Source organism: Selenomonas sp. WCT3, from assembly GCA_900100835.1.
GTDB classification, from domain to species: domain Bacteria; phylum Bacillota; class Negativicutes; order Selenomonadales; family Selenomonadaceae; genus Selenomonas_A; species Selenomonas_A ruminantium_E.
Genome location: FNCM01000009.1, coordinates 1 through 15879, shown reverse-complemented (window position 1 = coordinate 15879; position 15879 = coordinate 1). Strand labels below are relative to the sequence as shown.

Annotated in this window: 13 protein-coding genes, 15 tRNA genes and 1 rRNA gene; 3 read left to right on the top strand and 26 right to left on the bottom strand. The window is 50.3% G+C overall.

From position 1 onward, the window contains the following. Positions 1 to 48: 48 nt before the first annotated feature. Together BLQ36_RS08920 and BLQ36_RS08915 are read right to left on the bottom strand one after the other, a co-directional pair. Complete coding sequence (locus BLQ36_RS08920; protein ID WP_074515263.1) at positions 49 to 489, bottom strand: PaaI family thioesterase; 441 nt, start codon at positions 487 to 489, stop codon at positions 49 to 51. A gap of 125 nt (positions 490 to 614) precedes the next feature. Next, complete coding sequence (locus BLQ36_RS08915) at positions 615 to 2759, bottom strand: heavy metal translocating P-type ATPase (RefSeq protein ID WP_081342295.1); 2145 nt, start codon at positions 2757 to 2759, stop codon at positions 615 to 617. Between the two features lie 135 nt (positions 2760 to 2894). On the opposite strand from BLQ36_RS08915, the gene BLQ36_RS08910 reads away from it, so the two are divergent. Continuing rightward, a complete protein-coding gene (locus BLQ36_RS08910; protein ID WP_074515261.1) occupies positions 2895 to 3389 on the top strand; it encodes a DNA-deoxyinosine glycosylase in 495 nt (164 codons plus the stop codon). Here BLQ36_RS08910 and ttdB read toward each other — a convergent pair whose 3' ends face one another. Both ttdB and ttdA read right to left on the bottom strand, forming a co-directional pair. After that, positions 3390 to 4001, bottom strand: coding sequence for a L(+)-tartrate dehydratase subunit beta (ttdB, locus tag BLQ36_RS08905; protein ID WP_074515260.1), 612 nt, complete (start codon positions 3999 to 4001; stop codon positions 3390 to 3392). Further along, complete coding sequence (gene ttdA, locus BLQ36_RS08900) at positions 4001 to 4900, bottom strand: L(+)-tartrate dehydratase subunit alpha (RefSeq protein ID WP_074515259.1); 900 nt, start codon at positions 4898 to 4900, stop codon at positions 4001 to 4003. Before ttdA ends, ttdB begins: the two co-directional genes overlap by 1 nt. Before the next feature lie 309 nt (positions 4901 to 5209). Here ttdA and BLQ36_RS08895 point away from each other — a divergent pair, with 309 nt between their 5' ends. Both BLQ36_RS08895 and BLQ36_RS08890 read left to right on the top strand, forming a co-directional pair. Continuing rightward, complete coding sequence (locus tag BLQ36_RS08895) at positions 5210 to 6580, top strand: ammonium transporter (protein WP_412582842.1); 1371 nt, start codon at positions 5210 to 5212, stop codon at positions 6578 to 6580. A gap of 9 nt (positions 6581 to 6589) precedes the next feature. Then, positions 6590 to 6964: a P-II family nitrogen regulator gene (locus BLQ36_RS08890; protein ID WP_074515257.1), complete on the top strand. Its 375-nt coding sequence runs from the start codon at positions 6590 to 6592 to the stop codon at positions 6962 to 6964. A gap of 404 nt (positions 6965 to 7368) precedes the next feature. Here BLQ36_RS08890 and BLQ36_RS08885 read toward each other — a convergent pair whose 3' ends face one another. The 22 genes from BLQ36_RS08885 to rrf all read right to left on the bottom strand — a co-directional run. After that, positions 7369 to 8124 carry an HAD hydrolase family protein gene (locus BLQ36_RS08885; protein WP_074515256.1) on the bottom strand — a complete coding sequence of 252 codons (756 nt, stop codon included), beginning with the start codon at positions 8122 to 8124 and terminating at the stop codon, positions 7369 to 7371. Positions 8125 to 8254: 130 nt separating this feature from the next. After that, on the bottom strand, positions 8255 to 10234 hold the full coding sequence (locus BLQ36_RS08880; RefSeq protein WP_074515255.1) for a methyl-accepting chemotaxis protein: 1980 nt from the start codon (positions 10232 to 10234) through the stop codon (positions 8255 to 8257). A gap of 216 nt (positions 10235 to 10450) precedes the next feature. After that, the gene (locus tag BLQ36_RS08875; protein ID WP_074515254.1) at positions 10451 to 10816 is read right to left on the bottom strand and encodes a hypothetical protein; all 366 of its coding nucleotides are present in this window, start codon (positions 10814 to 10816) and stop codon (positions 10451 to 10453) included. Between the two features lie 153 nt (positions 10817 to 10969). Beyond that, on the bottom strand, positions 10970 to 11230 hold the full coding sequence (locus BLQ36_RS08870) for a hypothetical protein (protein WP_074515253.1): 261 nt from the start codon (positions 11228 to 11230) through the stop codon (positions 10970 to 10972). Between the two features lie 87 nt (positions 11231 to 11317). Continuing rightward, positions 11318 to 12442, bottom strand: a complete 1125-nt coding sequence (locus BLQ36_RS08865; RefSeq protein WP_074515252.1) for a DUF362 domain-containing protein — start codon at positions 12440 to 12442, stop codon at positions 11318 to 11320. 336 nt (positions 12443 to 12778) lie between these two features. Continuing rightward, positions 12779 to 14113 carry a lipase family protein gene (locus BLQ36_RS08860; protein ID WP_074515251.1) on the bottom strand — a complete coding sequence of 445 codons (1335 nt, stop codon included), beginning with the start codon at positions 14111 to 14113 and terminating at the stop codon, positions 12779 to 12781. A 67-nt stretch (positions 14114 to 14180) separates the two neighbouring features. Beyond that, positions 14181 to 14266: transfer RNA gene (locus tag BLQ36_RS08855), tRNA-Leu, on the bottom strand. A 7-nt stretch (positions 14267 to 14273) separates the two neighbouring features. Continuing rightward, positions 14274 to 14360 (bottom strand) — tRNA-Leu (locus tag BLQ36_RS08850). A gap of 161 nt (positions 14361 to 14521) precedes the next feature. After that, positions 14522 to 14607 (bottom strand) — tRNA-Leu (locus tag BLQ36_RS08845). 20 nt (positions 14608 to 14627) lie between these two features. Next, positions 14628 to 14714: transfer RNA gene (locus BLQ36_RS08840), tRNA-Leu, on the bottom strand. Positions 14715 to 14749: 35 nt separating this feature from the next. Then, positions 14750 to 14838 (bottom strand) — tRNA-Leu (locus BLQ36_RS08835). A 16-nt stretch (positions 14839 to 14854) separates the two neighbouring features. Continuing rightward, positions 14855 to 14928: transfer RNA gene (locus BLQ36_RS08830), tRNA-Gly, on the bottom strand. Positions 14929 to 14940: 12 nt separating this feature from the next. After that, positions 14941 to 15016, bottom strand: a tRNA-Thr gene (locus BLQ36_RS08825). 9 nt (positions 15017 to 15025) lie between these two features. Beyond that, a tRNA-Phe gene (locus BLQ36_RS08820) sits at positions 15026 to 15101 on the bottom strand. Between the two features lie 54 nt (positions 15102 to 15155). Continuing rightward, a tRNA-Asp gene (locus BLQ36_RS08815) sits at positions 15156 to 15232 on the bottom strand. 6 nt (positions 15233 to 15238) lie between these two features. Further along, a tRNA-Val gene (locus BLQ36_RS08810) sits at positions 15239 to 15314 on the bottom strand. 6 nt (positions 15315 to 15320) lie between these two features. Next, positions 15321 to 15396 (bottom strand) — tRNA-Lys (locus BLQ36_RS08805). A gap of 8 nt (positions 15397 to 15404) precedes the next feature. Continuing rightward, positions 15405 to 15479, bottom strand: a tRNA-Glu gene (locus BLQ36_RS08800). 30 nt (positions 15480 to 15509) lie between these two features. After that, a tRNA-Lys gene (locus BLQ36_RS08795) sits at positions 15510 to 15585 on the bottom strand. 5 nt (positions 15586 to 15590) lie between these two features. Continuing rightward, positions 15591 to 15667 (bottom strand) — tRNA-Gln (locus tag BLQ36_RS08790). 24 nt (positions 15668 to 15691) lie between these two features. Next, positions 15692 to 15767, bottom strand: a tRNA-Asn gene (locus tag BLQ36_RS08785). A 5-nt stretch (positions 15768 to 15772) separates the two neighbouring features. Next, positions 15773 to 15879: ribosomal RNA gene (rrf, locus tag BLQ36_RS08780) — 5S ribosomal RNA — on the bottom strand; the annotation flags it as partial.

Below are 15879 nucleotides of genomic sequence, written 5' to 3'. Positions count from 1 at the left end.
CCAGTAAAAAGACGTTCAAATCTGCAATTATGTAAATAATTATACGCGTTATTCTGCAAAATCGTCAACAAAGCGCCCCAATACATAAAAGGTACCATGGGCTTTGGCAAACAGTTTTCCCGCCTCATCACGGATTTCACTTTCCAGCGTCATGGTATGACGGCCGTCGTGAAGGACTGTTCCCGTAGCGATAATCCGGGTGGTCATCGGTACGGAATGCATGAAGTCCATGCTGAGATTCATCGTTACGACTTTTTTGTTTCGCGCCAGTGCAGCCGCCCCCATGGCAGTATCCGCCAGGGTCATCAACGCCCCGCCATGAATGATGCCATAGAGATTGGTGTGTTCAGCCTCCACTTTCAGTTCCAGCTGAACTCCGCCGTCTGCCATTGGCACTGCCTCGGCATGAATATATTCGAGGAATGGATTTTTATGATAGAATTCAACAATATGCTGCTGGATTTTCGTTATGGGATTGTTCCGCTTCATCTGCTCAGCACTTCCCTTGCCATATAATCTTCTATATTATAACGCCATTGTTCCTTTTTTGCCAAAAACAAAATCTTCCTTATACACAAAAAGCGGGAATGCTGCCATTCCCGCTTGTCTCCGCCTTAAAGATATATTTCGCAATCATCTTCAACCTGTTTGCAATTTTGCCGAACCTGTTCCATGACGGCAGCGGCGTCATAGCCCTCTTCAAATTCGACTTTCATCTTCAACATCATGAAGTTGACGGTTGCCGATTTAACCCCGGTGGTCTTGTTGGCCGCTTCCTCCATAAGACTTGCACAATTAGGGCAATCCACATCGATTTTGTATGACTTTTTCATCTCAGTTTCCTTTCTACCATTGGCTTCATCCAACTTTCCTCCCGGCACCATCATCGCCCGCATGGCGTTGAGCACTGCCAGCACCATAACGCCCACATCGGCAAAGATGGCCGCCCACATATTGGCCAGGCCCACGGCACCAAGCATAAGCACGACGACTTTGACACCGATTGAACCCCAAATATTCTGCTGAACAATCCCCATCGTCTTGCGGGCAATGCGCTGTGCCTTGGCTAATTGCAGTGGATTGTCATCCATTAGCACCACATCGGCAGCTTCAATGGCGGCATCTGAACCCATAGCCCCCATGGCAATGCCCACATCGGCCCGGGATATTACCGGTGCATCGTTGATTCCATCTCCCACAAAGGCTAGCTTACCATGACTTCCCGCCTGCTGTTTGGCTGCCAACAGCTCTTCCACTTTGGTCACTTTATCCGCTGGCAGCAATTCGCTGTACACACCATCAATCCCCAGCTGCGCAGCCACTTCCTCGGCCACCTTGGAAACATCACCAGTCAGCATAAAGACTTTTGCCACACCGTTGCCATGCAGAGCCGCCACCGCCTGCTGGGAAGTTTCTTTCACCACATCGGAAATCACGATGTGACCAACATATTCCCCATCCATAGCCACATGAAGGATGGTGCCGCTATGCTGGCAGTCACGCCACGCGATACCTTCCGCTTCCATCAGACGGCTGTTGCCAACGCTAAGGGAATGTCCATTGACCTTGGCCCGAACACCAAAGCCGGCCAGCTCCTCCATATCTTCCACCACGCAATCATCGGCTTCCTCCCGATAAGCAGCCTTAAGGGAGGCCGCAATGGGATGGTTGGAAAAACGTTCCACATGAGCCGCCAGATGGAGCAGCTGCCGTTCATCCAATTTTTCCGGATGAATCGCCGTGACTTCAAAGACACCTTTCGTCAAGGTGCCGGTCTTATCAAATACCACCGTATCCACCGACGCCAGGGCTTCCAAATAATTTGACCCCTTAATCAGTACGCCCTGTCGGCTGGCTCCGCCAAGGCCGGCAAAAAAGCTTAAAGGAATGCTGATAACCAAAGCACAGGGGCAGCTAATGACCAGGAAGGTCAAAGCACGGTAAAACCACACGCCCCACTGTGGCTCCGCACCGGCCCATACGAGCTGCCACAGAGGAGGCACCAAGGCCAAGGCGATGGCCGCATAGACCACCAACGGCGTATAGACCCGGGCAAACCGCGTAATAAAGGCCTCCGACCTTGACTTATTGGAGCTGGCATCTTCCACCAATTCGAGGATTTTTGATGCCGTAGATTCCTCGAACTCCTTCGTGGTACGAATCCGCAGCAGGCCATTCGTATTGATGCAGCCGCTAAGCACTTCGTCTCCCGGGTCCACCTCCCGCGGCAGGCTTTCGCCAGTCAGCGCAATAGTATCCAGGCTCGATTTTCCCTCAGTTACGATTCCATCAAGGGGAATTTTTTCTCCAGGTTGTACAACGATTTCCGTCCCTACAGCCACTTCCTCCGGCGGCACTTGTTCCAGCTGGCCGTTGGGCTGCTCAATATTGGCATAATCCGGACGGATATCCATGAGATTGCTGATATCCCGGCGGCTTCTGCCCACCGCATAGCTTTGGAACCACTCGCCCACCTGATAGAACAGCATGACGGCAATTCCTTCCGTATAATCGCCATCCTCATAAACAGCCAGTGCCATTGCACCAATAGTAGCGATGGCCATCAAGAGGCTTTCATCAAAGGCCTTGCGGTTCTTCACGCCTTTGGCGGCTTTCAGCAGAACATCATAGCCCACCACCAGATATGGCACCAGATAGGCAGCAAATCGCCAGCTCCCGGCTAAGGGCGCATAGGCTAACGCCACTAGCAGCACCGTGGCCACAATAATCCGCACCAAATTGCGCTTCCTTTTATCCATCCGTCTCACCTCATATCTTCCTTCAATATATGAACAACAATTCATTTGTTGAATTAATTATAGCAAAAAATAACCACCAGTCAAGATTATTTTTTGCAATATGCTAAAATAAAGAAAAAACCTAGGAGGTATTTTATGAATTGTATTGGCTTTCCCCCCAGCATCGATGATACCTGTCATACCCTGATTCTTGGCTCTATGCCCGGTGTCACCTCCCTAGAGCAGCAGCAATATTATGCCCATCCCCAAAACCGCTTTTGGCCCCTGATGGCACGGCTGCTAGAAGAACCTGCCGTCCCCCTGGTCTACGAAGAGCGGTTGCAAATGCTATTGCGCCATCACATTGCCCTTTGGGATTCCCTTGATACCTGTGACCGCGACGGCAGTCTCGATTCCGCCATAAAAAATGAGCAGTGCAATGACTTCACTGCCCTGCTGGCAAAGTATCCAAAAATCAAAACCATCTGCTTCAATGGCGGCAAATCGGCCCAGGCCTTTAAGCGCTATAACAAAGCTCTGCTGTCCCGCAGGGATATCGCCTTTTATGCCCTGCCCTCTACCAGCCCGGCCAATGCCCGCTGGCGCCTGGAAATGCTGGCCGCCAAATGGGGCGAAGTCATCCGCCCGTAACTATTTGATGAATTTGACTTCCTTACAGATTTCCTCATAGACTTCTTCTTTCCGCTCGTTGAAAAGAACCTTGTTCTCTTCAAAAATATTGCGGCCATGGGTATCAATCGATACAATGAGGGGCCCAAACTCTTTTACCTGACTGGTCCACAGGGTTTCCGGCATGCCCAAGTCCTTCCACTGGGCATCGATAATCTCTTCCACACAGGTTGCCGCCACCACGGCACAGCCGGCAGGGAATACGCAATGGATCGCCTTGTAATCCCGGCAGCCCCGCATCGTTCCATCCCCCATGCCGCCTTTACCGATAATCAGCCGGACACCGGTCTCTTTGATGAAGGCTTCCTCAAATTTTTCCATTCGCATGGATGTGGTAGGCCCCACCGTGACCATCTCATATTTATCCTCGCCTAGCGGGCGAATAATCGGGCCGGCATGCAAAATGGCGCCGTCCTTAATATCCACAGGCAGTGGACGCTTCTCTTCAATAACACGGCGATGGGCTACATCCCGGCAGGTGGTGAGCTTCCCCGTCAGATAAATGACATCCCCCACCTGGATATCTTCTAAATCCTCAGCTTTGATAGGCGTCGTAAGTATTTTTTTTGCCATCAGAAATCCACCTCCGAATGGGAATCAATAGTATAGTTCAAATCCCTATCGAATACGATATGTCCACGGCGATGAGACCAGCAGCCCACATTGACCGCTACGCCGATGACCGACGGATGGCGGGCACTGTTTTCGATATGAACCCCTAACACCGAATTCTTCCCCTTGAGGCCTTGGGGACCAAGGCCAATCTTATTGATGCCAGCTTCCAGCAGCTGTTCCATTTTCGCCGCCCGGGGATTGGGATTATGGGAACCAATGGGACGCATGAGGGCCTTCTTGGAATGCAGGGCTGCCACCTCCACCGAAGTGCCGATCCCCACGCCCACCAAGAGCGGTGGACAGGCATTTAACCCATAGCTGGTCATGACATCAAGAACGAACCGCGTAACTCCTTCGTACCCTTCCCCAGGCATCAATACTTTGGCATGTCCTGGCAGGGAGCAGCCGCCCCCAGCCATATAGGTGTAAATTTCGCAATCATCCCGCTCCGGAAGCACATCCCAAAACAAGGAAGGAATCCCCAGGGCCACATTTTTCCCCGTGTTGTACTCGTCAAAGGTTTCCACGGCATTATGGCGAAGCGGCGCATCCTTGGTAGCCTGAATTACGCTTTTCCGCAAGATACTTGGCAGCTCCCCCATATAGGGAAAATTTGCTCCGCATTTTAGAAAGAATTGAATGGCTCCCGTATCCTGGCAGCTGGGACGGTTGAGCTCCTGGGCCAGTTCCTGATTCTTCAGCATGGTCTGATAGATTGCTTTTGCCAGCGGCTCTTCTTCCTGTCCAGCCAGTTCGGCAATCTTTTCCCGAACATCATCTGGCAGCCGCTTCCCTGTAAAGGCGACAAACTTTGCCAGGATATCCGTCATGCGAAATACAGCCTCATCTTTTGTCATACTATCGCTCCCCCTTAGCACCAGTCTCCCTATAATCACCTAGAATACTTCGCTCCCCCAGCAGCTTTTTCCTTCCCCTGTATTCTTGTATACATTAGCACACGTTATTGACAGGACCAAATTTGCTGATTATAATAAAGCCATCAACAAACAAGAGGCAATGAAGCCCCAGAGAATCAGGTACCGGATTCTCTGGGGCTTTTCTGTCCTCCGAAGGGTTGATTGTCTGTCAAGTATCATAGGCATGCCAATTTCCCGATTGACATGCCGCAAAGAGACAATGGCGTCTCATGGATTCCCGTAGAATCTGTGGGACGCTTTTTTTATTCCTGCTATTATCCATCTATTGAACGAAAGGATTTGATTTCCATGATTGATACGGGCGATACGGCTTGGGTCCTCATCAGTGCGGCCCTGGTCTTCATTATGACTCCCGGACTTGCATTCTTTTACGGCGGCATGGTTCGCAGTAAGAATGTACTGACCACCATCATGCAGAGCTTCTTTATCGTTGCCATGATTTCGGTTGAATGGGTGCTGATTGGTTATACCCTGACCTTCGGCGCTGATATCAATGGTTTCATCGGCAGTCTCGATAAACTCGGCTTGGCCGGTGTCGGCTTGAATGTACTCGAAAACGGCACAATTCCAGAGCTCGCCTTTGTGGCTTTCCAGTGCATGTTTGCCGTCATTACCCCGGCCCTCATCACCGGTGCCTTTGCAGAGCGCATGAAATTCGCTGCTTTTGCTGTCTTTATCCTGCTCTGGGCTATCTTCATTTACAACCCCATGGCTCATTGGGTATGGGGCGGCGGCTTCCTGGCTGAACTCGGTGCGCTGGATTTTGCCGGCGGTCTCGTCATCCACATCCTCTCTGGTGTTTCCGGACTTACCCTCTGCATCCTGCTGGGCAAACGTAAAGGCTACGGCCACACGGCTATGATTCCCCACAACCTGCCGATGACGGTTCTTGGTGCTACCCTTCTCTGGTTTGGCTGGTTCGGCTTCAATGCCGGCAGTGCTCTCGGCGCCAATGCTTTGGCTGCCAATGCCTTTGTAACCTCCCAGGCTGCTGCTGCCGCTGCTACGGTTTCCTGGGTACTGGCTGAATGGAAATTCAATGGCAAACCCACCATCCTCGGTGCAGCTTCCGGCTGTGTCGCCGGTCTCGTTGCCATCACGCCAGCAGCTGGCTTTGTCGCACCGCTTCCCTCGGTTATCATCGGTCTTGTCGGTGGCGTTGTTTGCTTCTTCGCCGTTGCCGTTCTCAAAGAAAAACTCGGTTATGATGATGCCCTTGACGCCTTCGGTGTTCATGGCATCGGCGGCACCTGGGGTGCTGTTGCCACGGGGCTTTGGGCTACCACGGAAATCAATCCCGACGGTGCCAACGGCCTGCTATTTGGCGAAACCCATCTTTTCACCGCTCAGCTTGTTTCGATTGTTGTCGCTTACGCACTGGCGATTGCCGGCACCTACGTGCTCTATAAGATTGTCAGCGCTATGATGGAGACCCGCGCTTCCGAAGCCGAAGAACTCACGGGTCTCGACATCGTCGAACATGGCGAACGAGGCTATGCCCGTTCCGTACTGGCTGGCAGCCCGATGCTGGGCAGTTTTGAAGACTCCAGCGAGATGCTTGCTAACACGGTCATGAATATCAATGCGCAGAAAGGATAAGGTGGTCGCATGAAAATCACAAAAATTGAAATCATCACCCGTTCCAGTAAACTCGATGACCTCATGCGCGCCCTCAACGAAATCGGCGTACTCGGCATGACCGTAAGCCAGGTATTTGGCTGTGGCTTGCAGAAAGGCCACGAGGAAGTTTACCGTGGCAAAAAATACGATATCAATCTCGTACCAAAGATCAAGATTGAGACCGTAATCTGCGAAGTTCCCGTCGAGAAAGTTCTCGATACAGCTCAGAAAGTCCTGCGCACGGGCAGCTTTGGCGATGGCAAGATTTTCGTTACAGAACTTTCCGATGCCGTTCGCATCCGTACCGGCCAGCGCGGTGCCGATGCCATCAAAGATATCCCCGGTGAAAAAAAAGAAGCCTAAGTAACTCTTTCCCATACACAAAAGGTCCGATGACTCCCCTCCAAGAGTCATCGGACCTTTTAAATTACAGTTTGCAGGTTAGCGGAGCCTCATTCGAAGCAGCTCTTCGCCGCCGCTAGGGGCAGTGCCAACTCTAACCGAGGCGGCGGGGGCCCCAGTACCATAAGCGTAGCCTTGACGTTCCGCGTGAAGCAAGAAATTTTTGCCTGCGTTCTCGTTGGAAAAGCAGTTTTGTTCAAGCGAAGCGCGTTTTACTGTTTTCCAACTCTTAATTAAAAGGCAAAAATTTCTTGTAGCGGGTTGTCACCGGTGGAGCGTTGGTACTGGGGCCCCCGCCGCCGGCGATTTGTCTCGAACACGAACTCGGTACTACTCCCCTGCAAACTGTAATTTTTTGCCGCGATTCACATATTATCTAACAACATCGCCCCAACGGTATCGTATACCTTCGCTGCTGCTTCCTGCATAAACGGTTTTGCCGTAGCCACCGTAAATCCATGAAAACGTTCAATCATCGGCAAATCATTCTTGTCATCGCCAATAACCAGCAGTTCCTTTCCCTTCCAATCGCCGGAATCGAGCATCTTCTGCAAGCCCCAGCCCTTGTCGCTCTCCACATAGTTGATATCGAGATAGCTGCGGTTGATATTGCCCCCTAGTGTCGGGTACTTCGCCTGGATATCCTCCGATACCTGCTGGGCTTCTTCCGGCGTGGTGAACTTCATGCTGATTTGCACCACATCAGAAAGCTGCAGGGCCCCTTCTACCGAAATCGGCGGAATCAGTTCAAGGGGAATCAACGGATTCGGACGGATGCTATACACCTCATGGGCCGTGAATACCAACAGGGAATAGCGCTCATCCTGCACCACCTCCATCCCAAAGAGGCCCCGCAAAACCTCGGGCGCAATTGGCTGGCAGTGCATCATATTCCCTTGGGCATCCAGCGATACCGCACCATTATTGCAGACAAGGAAATCCAGCTTCAAATCCTCGTATTTTTCCACCGCCTCACGAATAAGGGAAAGACCTCGTCCCGTGGCAATGCCAAATTTGTTGCCTGCCGCCTGCCAGGCTTTTATCGCCTGGATATTCTCCTCTGGAATAGACTCTCCAATGGGGCATAGGGTTCCATCATAATCCGTTGCTGCTATTTTCATTTCTGCGTCCTCCTGCTCGTTTTTATCCCTATCATATCACAAAAGAGGTTTGCCGCAAAAGCAAACCTCTTTCTCATTTCTGGATGAATATTCACGTCCCAACAGCTGAACCGCGTTACCTTATTCCGAATTATACCCGGAATTTGGCTGCCATATCCTGAAGCTCAGAAGCCATCTTGGCCAGGGACTGCGAAGCTGCTGCAATCTCCTGCGTCGAAGCCGACTGTTCCTCAGTAGCTGCCGAAATCGACTCTGTCTGTTCTGCCGTCTTGCGGCTTACCTCATCGATGCTGTTTACAGCACTTTCAATCTGCGAACCACCAGCCGATACCACCTGTACCGCCTCGTCAATCTTTGCCATGCGTTCCTTGATTGCCGTAACCCGCTGCATGATGCTATGGAACTCCTCGCCGACGGCGCGGATTGCTTGAACCCCGTCTTGAACCTCATCGGTACCGGCCTGCATACTGCTTACCGCCTCGCCAGTACCGCTCTGAACGGCGCCGATTCGCTGGCGGATTTCCTCTGTAGCTGCCTGGGACTGCTCTGCCAGTTTGCGGACTTCATCCGCCACTACCGAGAACCCACGGCCCTGTTCGCCGGCCCGGGCTGCCTCAATAGCCGCATTAAGCGCCAACAGATTCGTCTGCTCCGCAATGCCGGAAATCGTATCGATGATAGCACCAATCTCCTGGGAATGTTTGCCAAGCTTTGCCACGACTCCTGCTGAATCGCCCACACTCGACTCTATCTGCTCCATGCGGCTTATAGCCTTCTCCATCAAAATCTGGCCATTGCTGGCAGCATTTGCCGCCGCCACCGTCATCTCCGTAATCTGCTGGATCTGTTCCACAACGCCGCCCAACTGAAGGACGACTTCCTGAACATTCTTAGCCGCTTTATCCACATGACCAGTCTGTTTGGATACACCAGCCGCAACCTCCGATACGGTCTGCGCCACATTGGTCGAGGCATCTGCCGATTGCTGGGCACTTGCCGTCAGTTCCTCACTCGAAGCTGCCACCTGCTCAGAAGTTGCACTCATCTGGGTTATGAGCTTCTTGATGTGGGCCTTCATGGCATTGAACCCGCGGCCAAGGTCGCCTAATTCATCGGCATCAAGATTCATAAGGTCTTTGCCACTCAAATTGCCTTCGGCTAATTCGGCGGCATGTTCCTTGAGCTCTAAAATCCGGCGGGTAATGCCCGTTGCAAACTGCAGGCAGGCAAAAACAATCAGCAAAATGCCCACCAGCGTCAAAATGCCATAAGTCCATTTCAAGGCCGTAAGCTGGCTATAAATTACATCCTCTGGTACGAGAATTCCCACAATCCAATTGGTGCTAGGAATTTTCGCGTAAGCCAGGACCATATCTACCCCATTTTTCTTGACCGTAGTAAATCCAGTATCCTGTTGCGTCATACGCTCATATTCCTGCTGGAACTCCGGCAAATCAGCCGCATTCTTATTCAAAGCGTCCTGGTCTTCCGTCGCTATGACATTGCCCGCATTATCGAAGATGTAACCCGTGCCTTCTCCCTGAAACTTGAGCTCCTTAACCTCTTCACTGAGGATGTCCAGGAAGATATCTTCACAAATCGCCCCTCGATATTCGCCAGCGGCATTGTGATACGGTGCGGCAATGGAAACCACCAATTTCCCCGTAATCCGATCCACATAAGTATCCATAAATTCCACCTGGTCCGACGCCTTAGGCAGCTTATAAAACCGCATGGTAAGTGGATTGAGTTTCGGTGCCAGATTACCAGCGCGATACCCCACAATAGTACCATCGCTGTTGCCCACCACCAAATCCGAAACGGCATTGGCATCTTCACCAGCCACGGCCAACAACGACCGCAGCTGTTCTGGGGATTTCGTTCCATCATCCTGTTTGGCCATCAGGTCAGCTGCCGAAACCGCCACCTGCTTTTTGGCTAACAGCCAACCATCCAGTTTGTTCGCAGAACCTTGCATGGTAAATGCAATTTCCCGTTCTACGCTGCTGCTGAGATGACTGCTGGCAAAATAGTATCCCACACCAGATACTATTGCCATGATTACACCGGCCACACCTGCCAGTGCAAAAAACTTTTGTCTAATACCCATTTCCTTTCCTCCTTAAATCATAAGTATTTTCTTATTTTATTCTAAAATTGTCTTAATTTCAAGGACATTATGTAAATCTGTAACCTTCAAACAGACAAATTTACACATAAAAAAAAGTGCACTAGCCAGTAACTTACTAGACTCGTACACTTTTAACCACTCGTAAATATTTTTTTGTTCCCTTGGGTTACATTCCCAACGTGACAAATCCACTCATCAAACCGTTGCACTAAACAAGGAACCAGCGGCAACGCGATTGCCCGCCAGATAGGCCTGAGCAAAGGAATTTCCCGCCACCTGCCAATTTTGCTGCTGCTGAACCGTTGCACCACTCAGTTTTCGTTCCGAAAGGATGCGCTCGCCCTGCATCCTCCGGACAACTAAGGTGCCATCCGGGAGCAGCTTCGTAACGGTAATCGTGCCAGACACCTGCTTTTCCTCGGATTCATTCCGCGCCGTTGCCTTCGCGAGAATTTCACGGAAATCGCCAGGTGACTCCTTGCTTTTATTCCCCGTGGAGGAATCCGAATATTGATTATCATACTGCATCGCGCCGATTCCGCTGATTGCGTTAATCCCCATATATATTCCTCCTTTGCTGTAATAATGAATCTATCTTTTGTTACATTATCCAGCAGCAATATTAGAAATTAATGGGATTTATGTAAACTTTAAGGCAAAAATAATGCCGCCTTAACAAAGGCGGCATATTTCATGCAGTTTTAATCTTTTTCCTCACTCTTCATCGGAAAAGCGGCGGCGGAAAAGTTCGGATTCCTTTCCCTTGCCCTTGAATAACAGGGCGCACATTTCTTCAATCGAGAGCTTATCCACATCGGCAATCTCAATCACCAGCACCGAATCCTGCGCATGCATCTCACCTACTGGCAGACACATATACTTCTCCGGTACAGCGGCGATTTCGCCCTGATAATCTTTGATTTCGACCTGCTGTTTTTCCGGCAGGATTGCCAGTAATTCCGATAGTACAATCATGTCAACACATTCCTTCGTTTTCTAGTTTGTCCTATATACCATTCGCGCTACTTCCACTAAAATCCTGCCGGTTTCCCCACAGCTTGCTTATTTCAGTTTTACCAGCTCATACTCCCGAGTACCCATGCCAATTTTCTCTGCGTGCTCGAGGGTTTCTTTCCAATGAACATTCGGATTGTTGTCCATAAACACATCATGATGGTGATGCCAATCCGGCTTTTTCAGATTATCCCCCAGCTGGCTGTTTTCAATCGCTGTCATTTTCTGGCAAGCATCCACACAGGCCTGGTCAATGGCCACCGGGTCTAGGGAAGCAAACATGCCAATGTTTGGCAGAATCGGCGCATCATTCTCGCCATGGCAGTCGCAATTGGGCGAAATATCCATAGCCAGGCTCACATGGAAGCAAGGACGGTCCTGAACCACCGCCTGGGCATACTCGGCCATCTTCTTATCCAACAAGTCGCCAGCATCCCACTGTTCGTTGCGGATTGCCGAAAAGCCACAGGCACCAATGCAGCGGCCGCAGCCTTTGCAGAGATCCGCGTGAATCACAGCTTTATTGTTTTCATAGGTAATGGCATTGGAACCGCATTCCTTCGCACACTTACGGCAGCCACGGCAGCGGTCTTCATTCACTACACATTTTCCCGAAGAGTGCTGTTCCATTTTGCCAGCCCGGCTTCCACAGCCCATACCAATATTCTTGATTGCACCGCCAAAGCCTGTCATCTCATGCCCTTTAAAATGGGACAAGCTGATTACAATATCCGCATCCATAATCGCACGGCCAATTTTGGCGGCTTTCACATACTCACCATTCTTAACGGGTACTTCGATATCATCGGTACCCTTCAAGCCATCGCCGATAATGATTTGACAGCCTGTAGTCGTGGGATTAAATCCGTTAAAATTCGCACAATCCAAGTGCTCCAAGGCATGTTTGCGACTGCCCGGATAAAGCGTATTACAATCGGTCAGAAAGGGAACACCGCCCTGCTCCTTGACGATGTCAGCAATGACCTTAGCATACTGAGGGCGAAGGAAGGCCATATTCCCCAGCTCACCAAAATGCATTTTGATGGCTACGAATTTGCCCTCCATGTCAATCTTTTTGATGCCGGCAGCAATGCACAGCGTTTTAAGCTTTTGCAGCAGGCTCGTGCCTACCTGCACGCGAAAATCGGTAAAATAAACGTTAGCTTTCTCCATTAGGAACTCCTCTCAAATACAACACAGGAAATCTATAACAGAAAACAACCGCCAATGGCTTTCTCGTCACCAGTTGGCGGTTATTTCCTGTGTTTTGTTATCTTTTCCATGTACTTTTTCCCATGGGGTTCTTACCAGCCCATCGGAATCTCCTCCCCTTGCTTATTGACATGCCGGCTGCTTTTGGGAAAGCTCTGAACTTCTTTCCCTTAGCTTACCTTTACTATACCTGAAGTATCGCAAATTGTCAATAAGTTTTCAGAGTTTTTTATGTATTCTGTACACAGTTAAATAACCCACAAAAAAATCACCAAAGGATTTCGATGCACTCCATCCTCACTGCAAGAATTGATCCCGCTGTTCTTTCGCCTGGAACTGCAAATACACCATAGCTTCAATAGGGGTGAGATTTTTCGTTGAAGCACTGGTAGTCTGCATGGTCAGCAAATTTCCATCGGTATCATAGAGCTCTTCCTCCATTATCATATGGAAATTATTGTGCTCCTTGCGAATGCGGCTGCCGGTAAATCGTTCCAGCAAAACATAACGGCAGCCCGCCTGCTTCTGCTCCGCACAAAGCTCAGCCAGGCTTTTCTTCTCCTTCGACTCCGACAGAATCACCGGCGCGTAATCCTGCTTCAACGATTCCCGCAGGGTACGCCGCATATAGGGCAAATCTGGTTGAAGTTTCTTATCCAACTTAAATTCAAACGGCGCAACATAAACACCACCGCTGAGCTTCACCGGTGTTCCCTGCAGCATTGCCGGAGTCAACTCATTCTCGGGATGGGTGTCCTGATAGGCCCGCAGGCTTTGGTCAAGATACAGAACCATATCATGAGCAAACCGCTCGAACTTATTGTTCTTCCAGACTATCTTTTTCCCGAATTGGACAAATCCACCAGTCAACGACTGCAGCACACTTTTGACGGGGTCGGCAGCCATGGTAATACGCGTGAGATTCATCTTATGCTCATACAAACGGGCAAAGGTCTCATTACCCACAGCTGGTGCCCCGAAGGTAACTACCTGCAATTGTTCTGGGCGAACGCCCAAATCAGCAAAACGGGCAGCTGCCAGCGTTGCAGAAGCACCGCCTAGGCTATGTCCGGTCAAATAGAGGATTTCATTGGGATTTTGCCGCAGCTCCTGAGCCAGGAATTCCCCCGCCGTGCGATTGCCAAATTCATCCAACGGCTGCTGGAAAAGAGCTACCTGGATGTAGTCATTAAAGCCTTGATGCACCAACGGTTGCGCGCCATTATGGTCTCCCAAGGCCGCCATAGCTTTAAATTCCTGAGGCGTTTTTCCACCAAAAACCACCCGCTTCACCCGGAAATCAATTTCGGCATCTTTCAAGCGTTCGGTTCCGGGGAACGCCAGAAAATATACCGACTGATTTCCCCTAAGATTCCGCGACACCAAATGGAAGCGGCCATCTGCCACCCGATTAAGATTCTCCCGTGAATCAAAGTACCAGCCGCTCTGCTGCAGCCATTCTCGTGTCATGATATTTAACCCTTCGCTATAAGCCGCCATAGACACCAGACTTGAGGTAAAATAAAGCTCCGCCTCCTGCGGTGTTATCGCCGCAGCAAAACCGCGAAGCGGCAGGAGTAATTCCCCGAACAGAAGGCAGCCGCAAATGCCTATCATCTGCAAAAATTTCATGGATACCTCCTTGTATGATCTTACGATACAAGAAAAGCCCAGACAAAAGTCTGAGCTAAAATTTCAATGGTGCGGTCGATGGGACTTGAACCCATACGTCTTGTGAACACTACCCCCTCAAAGTAGCGCGTCTGCCAATTCCGCCACGACCGCAAGAACATGGTGCGGATGAGAGGACTTGAACCTCCACGATGTCACCACCACTAGTACCTGAAACTAGCGCGTCTGCCGATTCCGCCACATCCGCCTATTCAATTGTCACTCGGTAAAAGTACCGAATCAACATAAAATATTATAAGGGAAATATATTTTATTGTCAACACTTTTCGCCAAAATTTTTTAGCTTTTTTGCTTCAGGATACTAAAAAACCACCTGACAAATCTATCAGATGGCTGCATTTCAATATATGGTGCGGTTGATGGGACTTGAACCCATACGTCTTGTGAACACTACCCCCTCAAAGTAGCGCGTCTGCCAATTCCGCCACAACCGCATTTTAGCAAAAAAAATATATGGTGCGGACGAGAGGACTTGAACCTCCACGATGTCACCACCACTAGTACCTGAAACTAGCGCGTCTGCCGATTCCGCCACGTCCGCATAATAACTATTTAATTAACCGCCTTCATAAAAGGTGGTGCCGAGGACCGGAATCGAACCGGTACGGTTGTTTCCAACCGACGGATTTTAAGTCCGTTGCGTCTGCCAGTTCCGCCACCCCGGCAGTAACATATCAATAATGGAGCGGGTGATGGGAATCGAACCCACGTGATCAGCTTGGAAGGCTGGAGCTCTACCATTGAGCTACACCCGCAAATAAAACAAGTGGAGCTGGCGAGAGGAATTGAACCCCCAACCTGCTGATTACAAGTCAGCTGCTCTACCAATTGAGCTACACCAGCTTGATAAAATGGTGCCTCCGAGCGGAATCGAACCACTGACACGGGGATTTTCAGTCCCCTGCTCTACCAACTGAGCTACAGAGGCATTTTAACAAGTTGTATATATATTTATAACGCCATAAGGCGTTAAAAATCAAAATGGCGACCCGAAGGGGACTTGAACCCCTGACCTCCGCCGTGACAGGGCGGCATTCTAACCAACTAAACTACCGGGCCATAATATGGTGGGCGATAACAGGATCGAACTGCTGACATCCTGCTTGTAAGGCAGGCGCTCTCCCAGCTGAGCTAATCGCCCATAAAATGGTGACCCACCACGGAATCGAACCGTGAACCTACTGATTAAGAGTCAGTTGCTCTGCCAGTTGAGCTAGTGAGTCATGATAAATGGTGACGCGTATGGGATTCGAACCCATGAAGCCGCCGTGAAAGGGCGGTGTCTTAACCGCTTGACCAACGCGCCAAAAACAATCAAGTGGATATTGTTAAAAAATGGTGGCTCACCCGGGATTCGAACCCGGGACACCCTGATTAAAAGTCAGGTGCTCTACCAACTGAGCTAGTGAACCATATCTGGCTGGGGTAGCTGGACTCGAACCAGCGGATGCGGGAGTCAAAGTCCCGTGCCTTAACCGACTTGGCTATACCCCAATCACCCCAGGGTATGAACAAAATTGGCTCCTCGAGCAGGATTCGAACCTGCGACAGCCTGATTAACAGTCAGGTGCTCTACCGACTGAGCTATCGAGGAATCAAAACCGGCAATTACCTATCCTCCCAGTCCGTCTCCAGACAAGTACTTTCGGCCTCTGTATGCTTAACTACTGTGTTCGGTATGGGAACAGGTGGAACCATACAGGCAT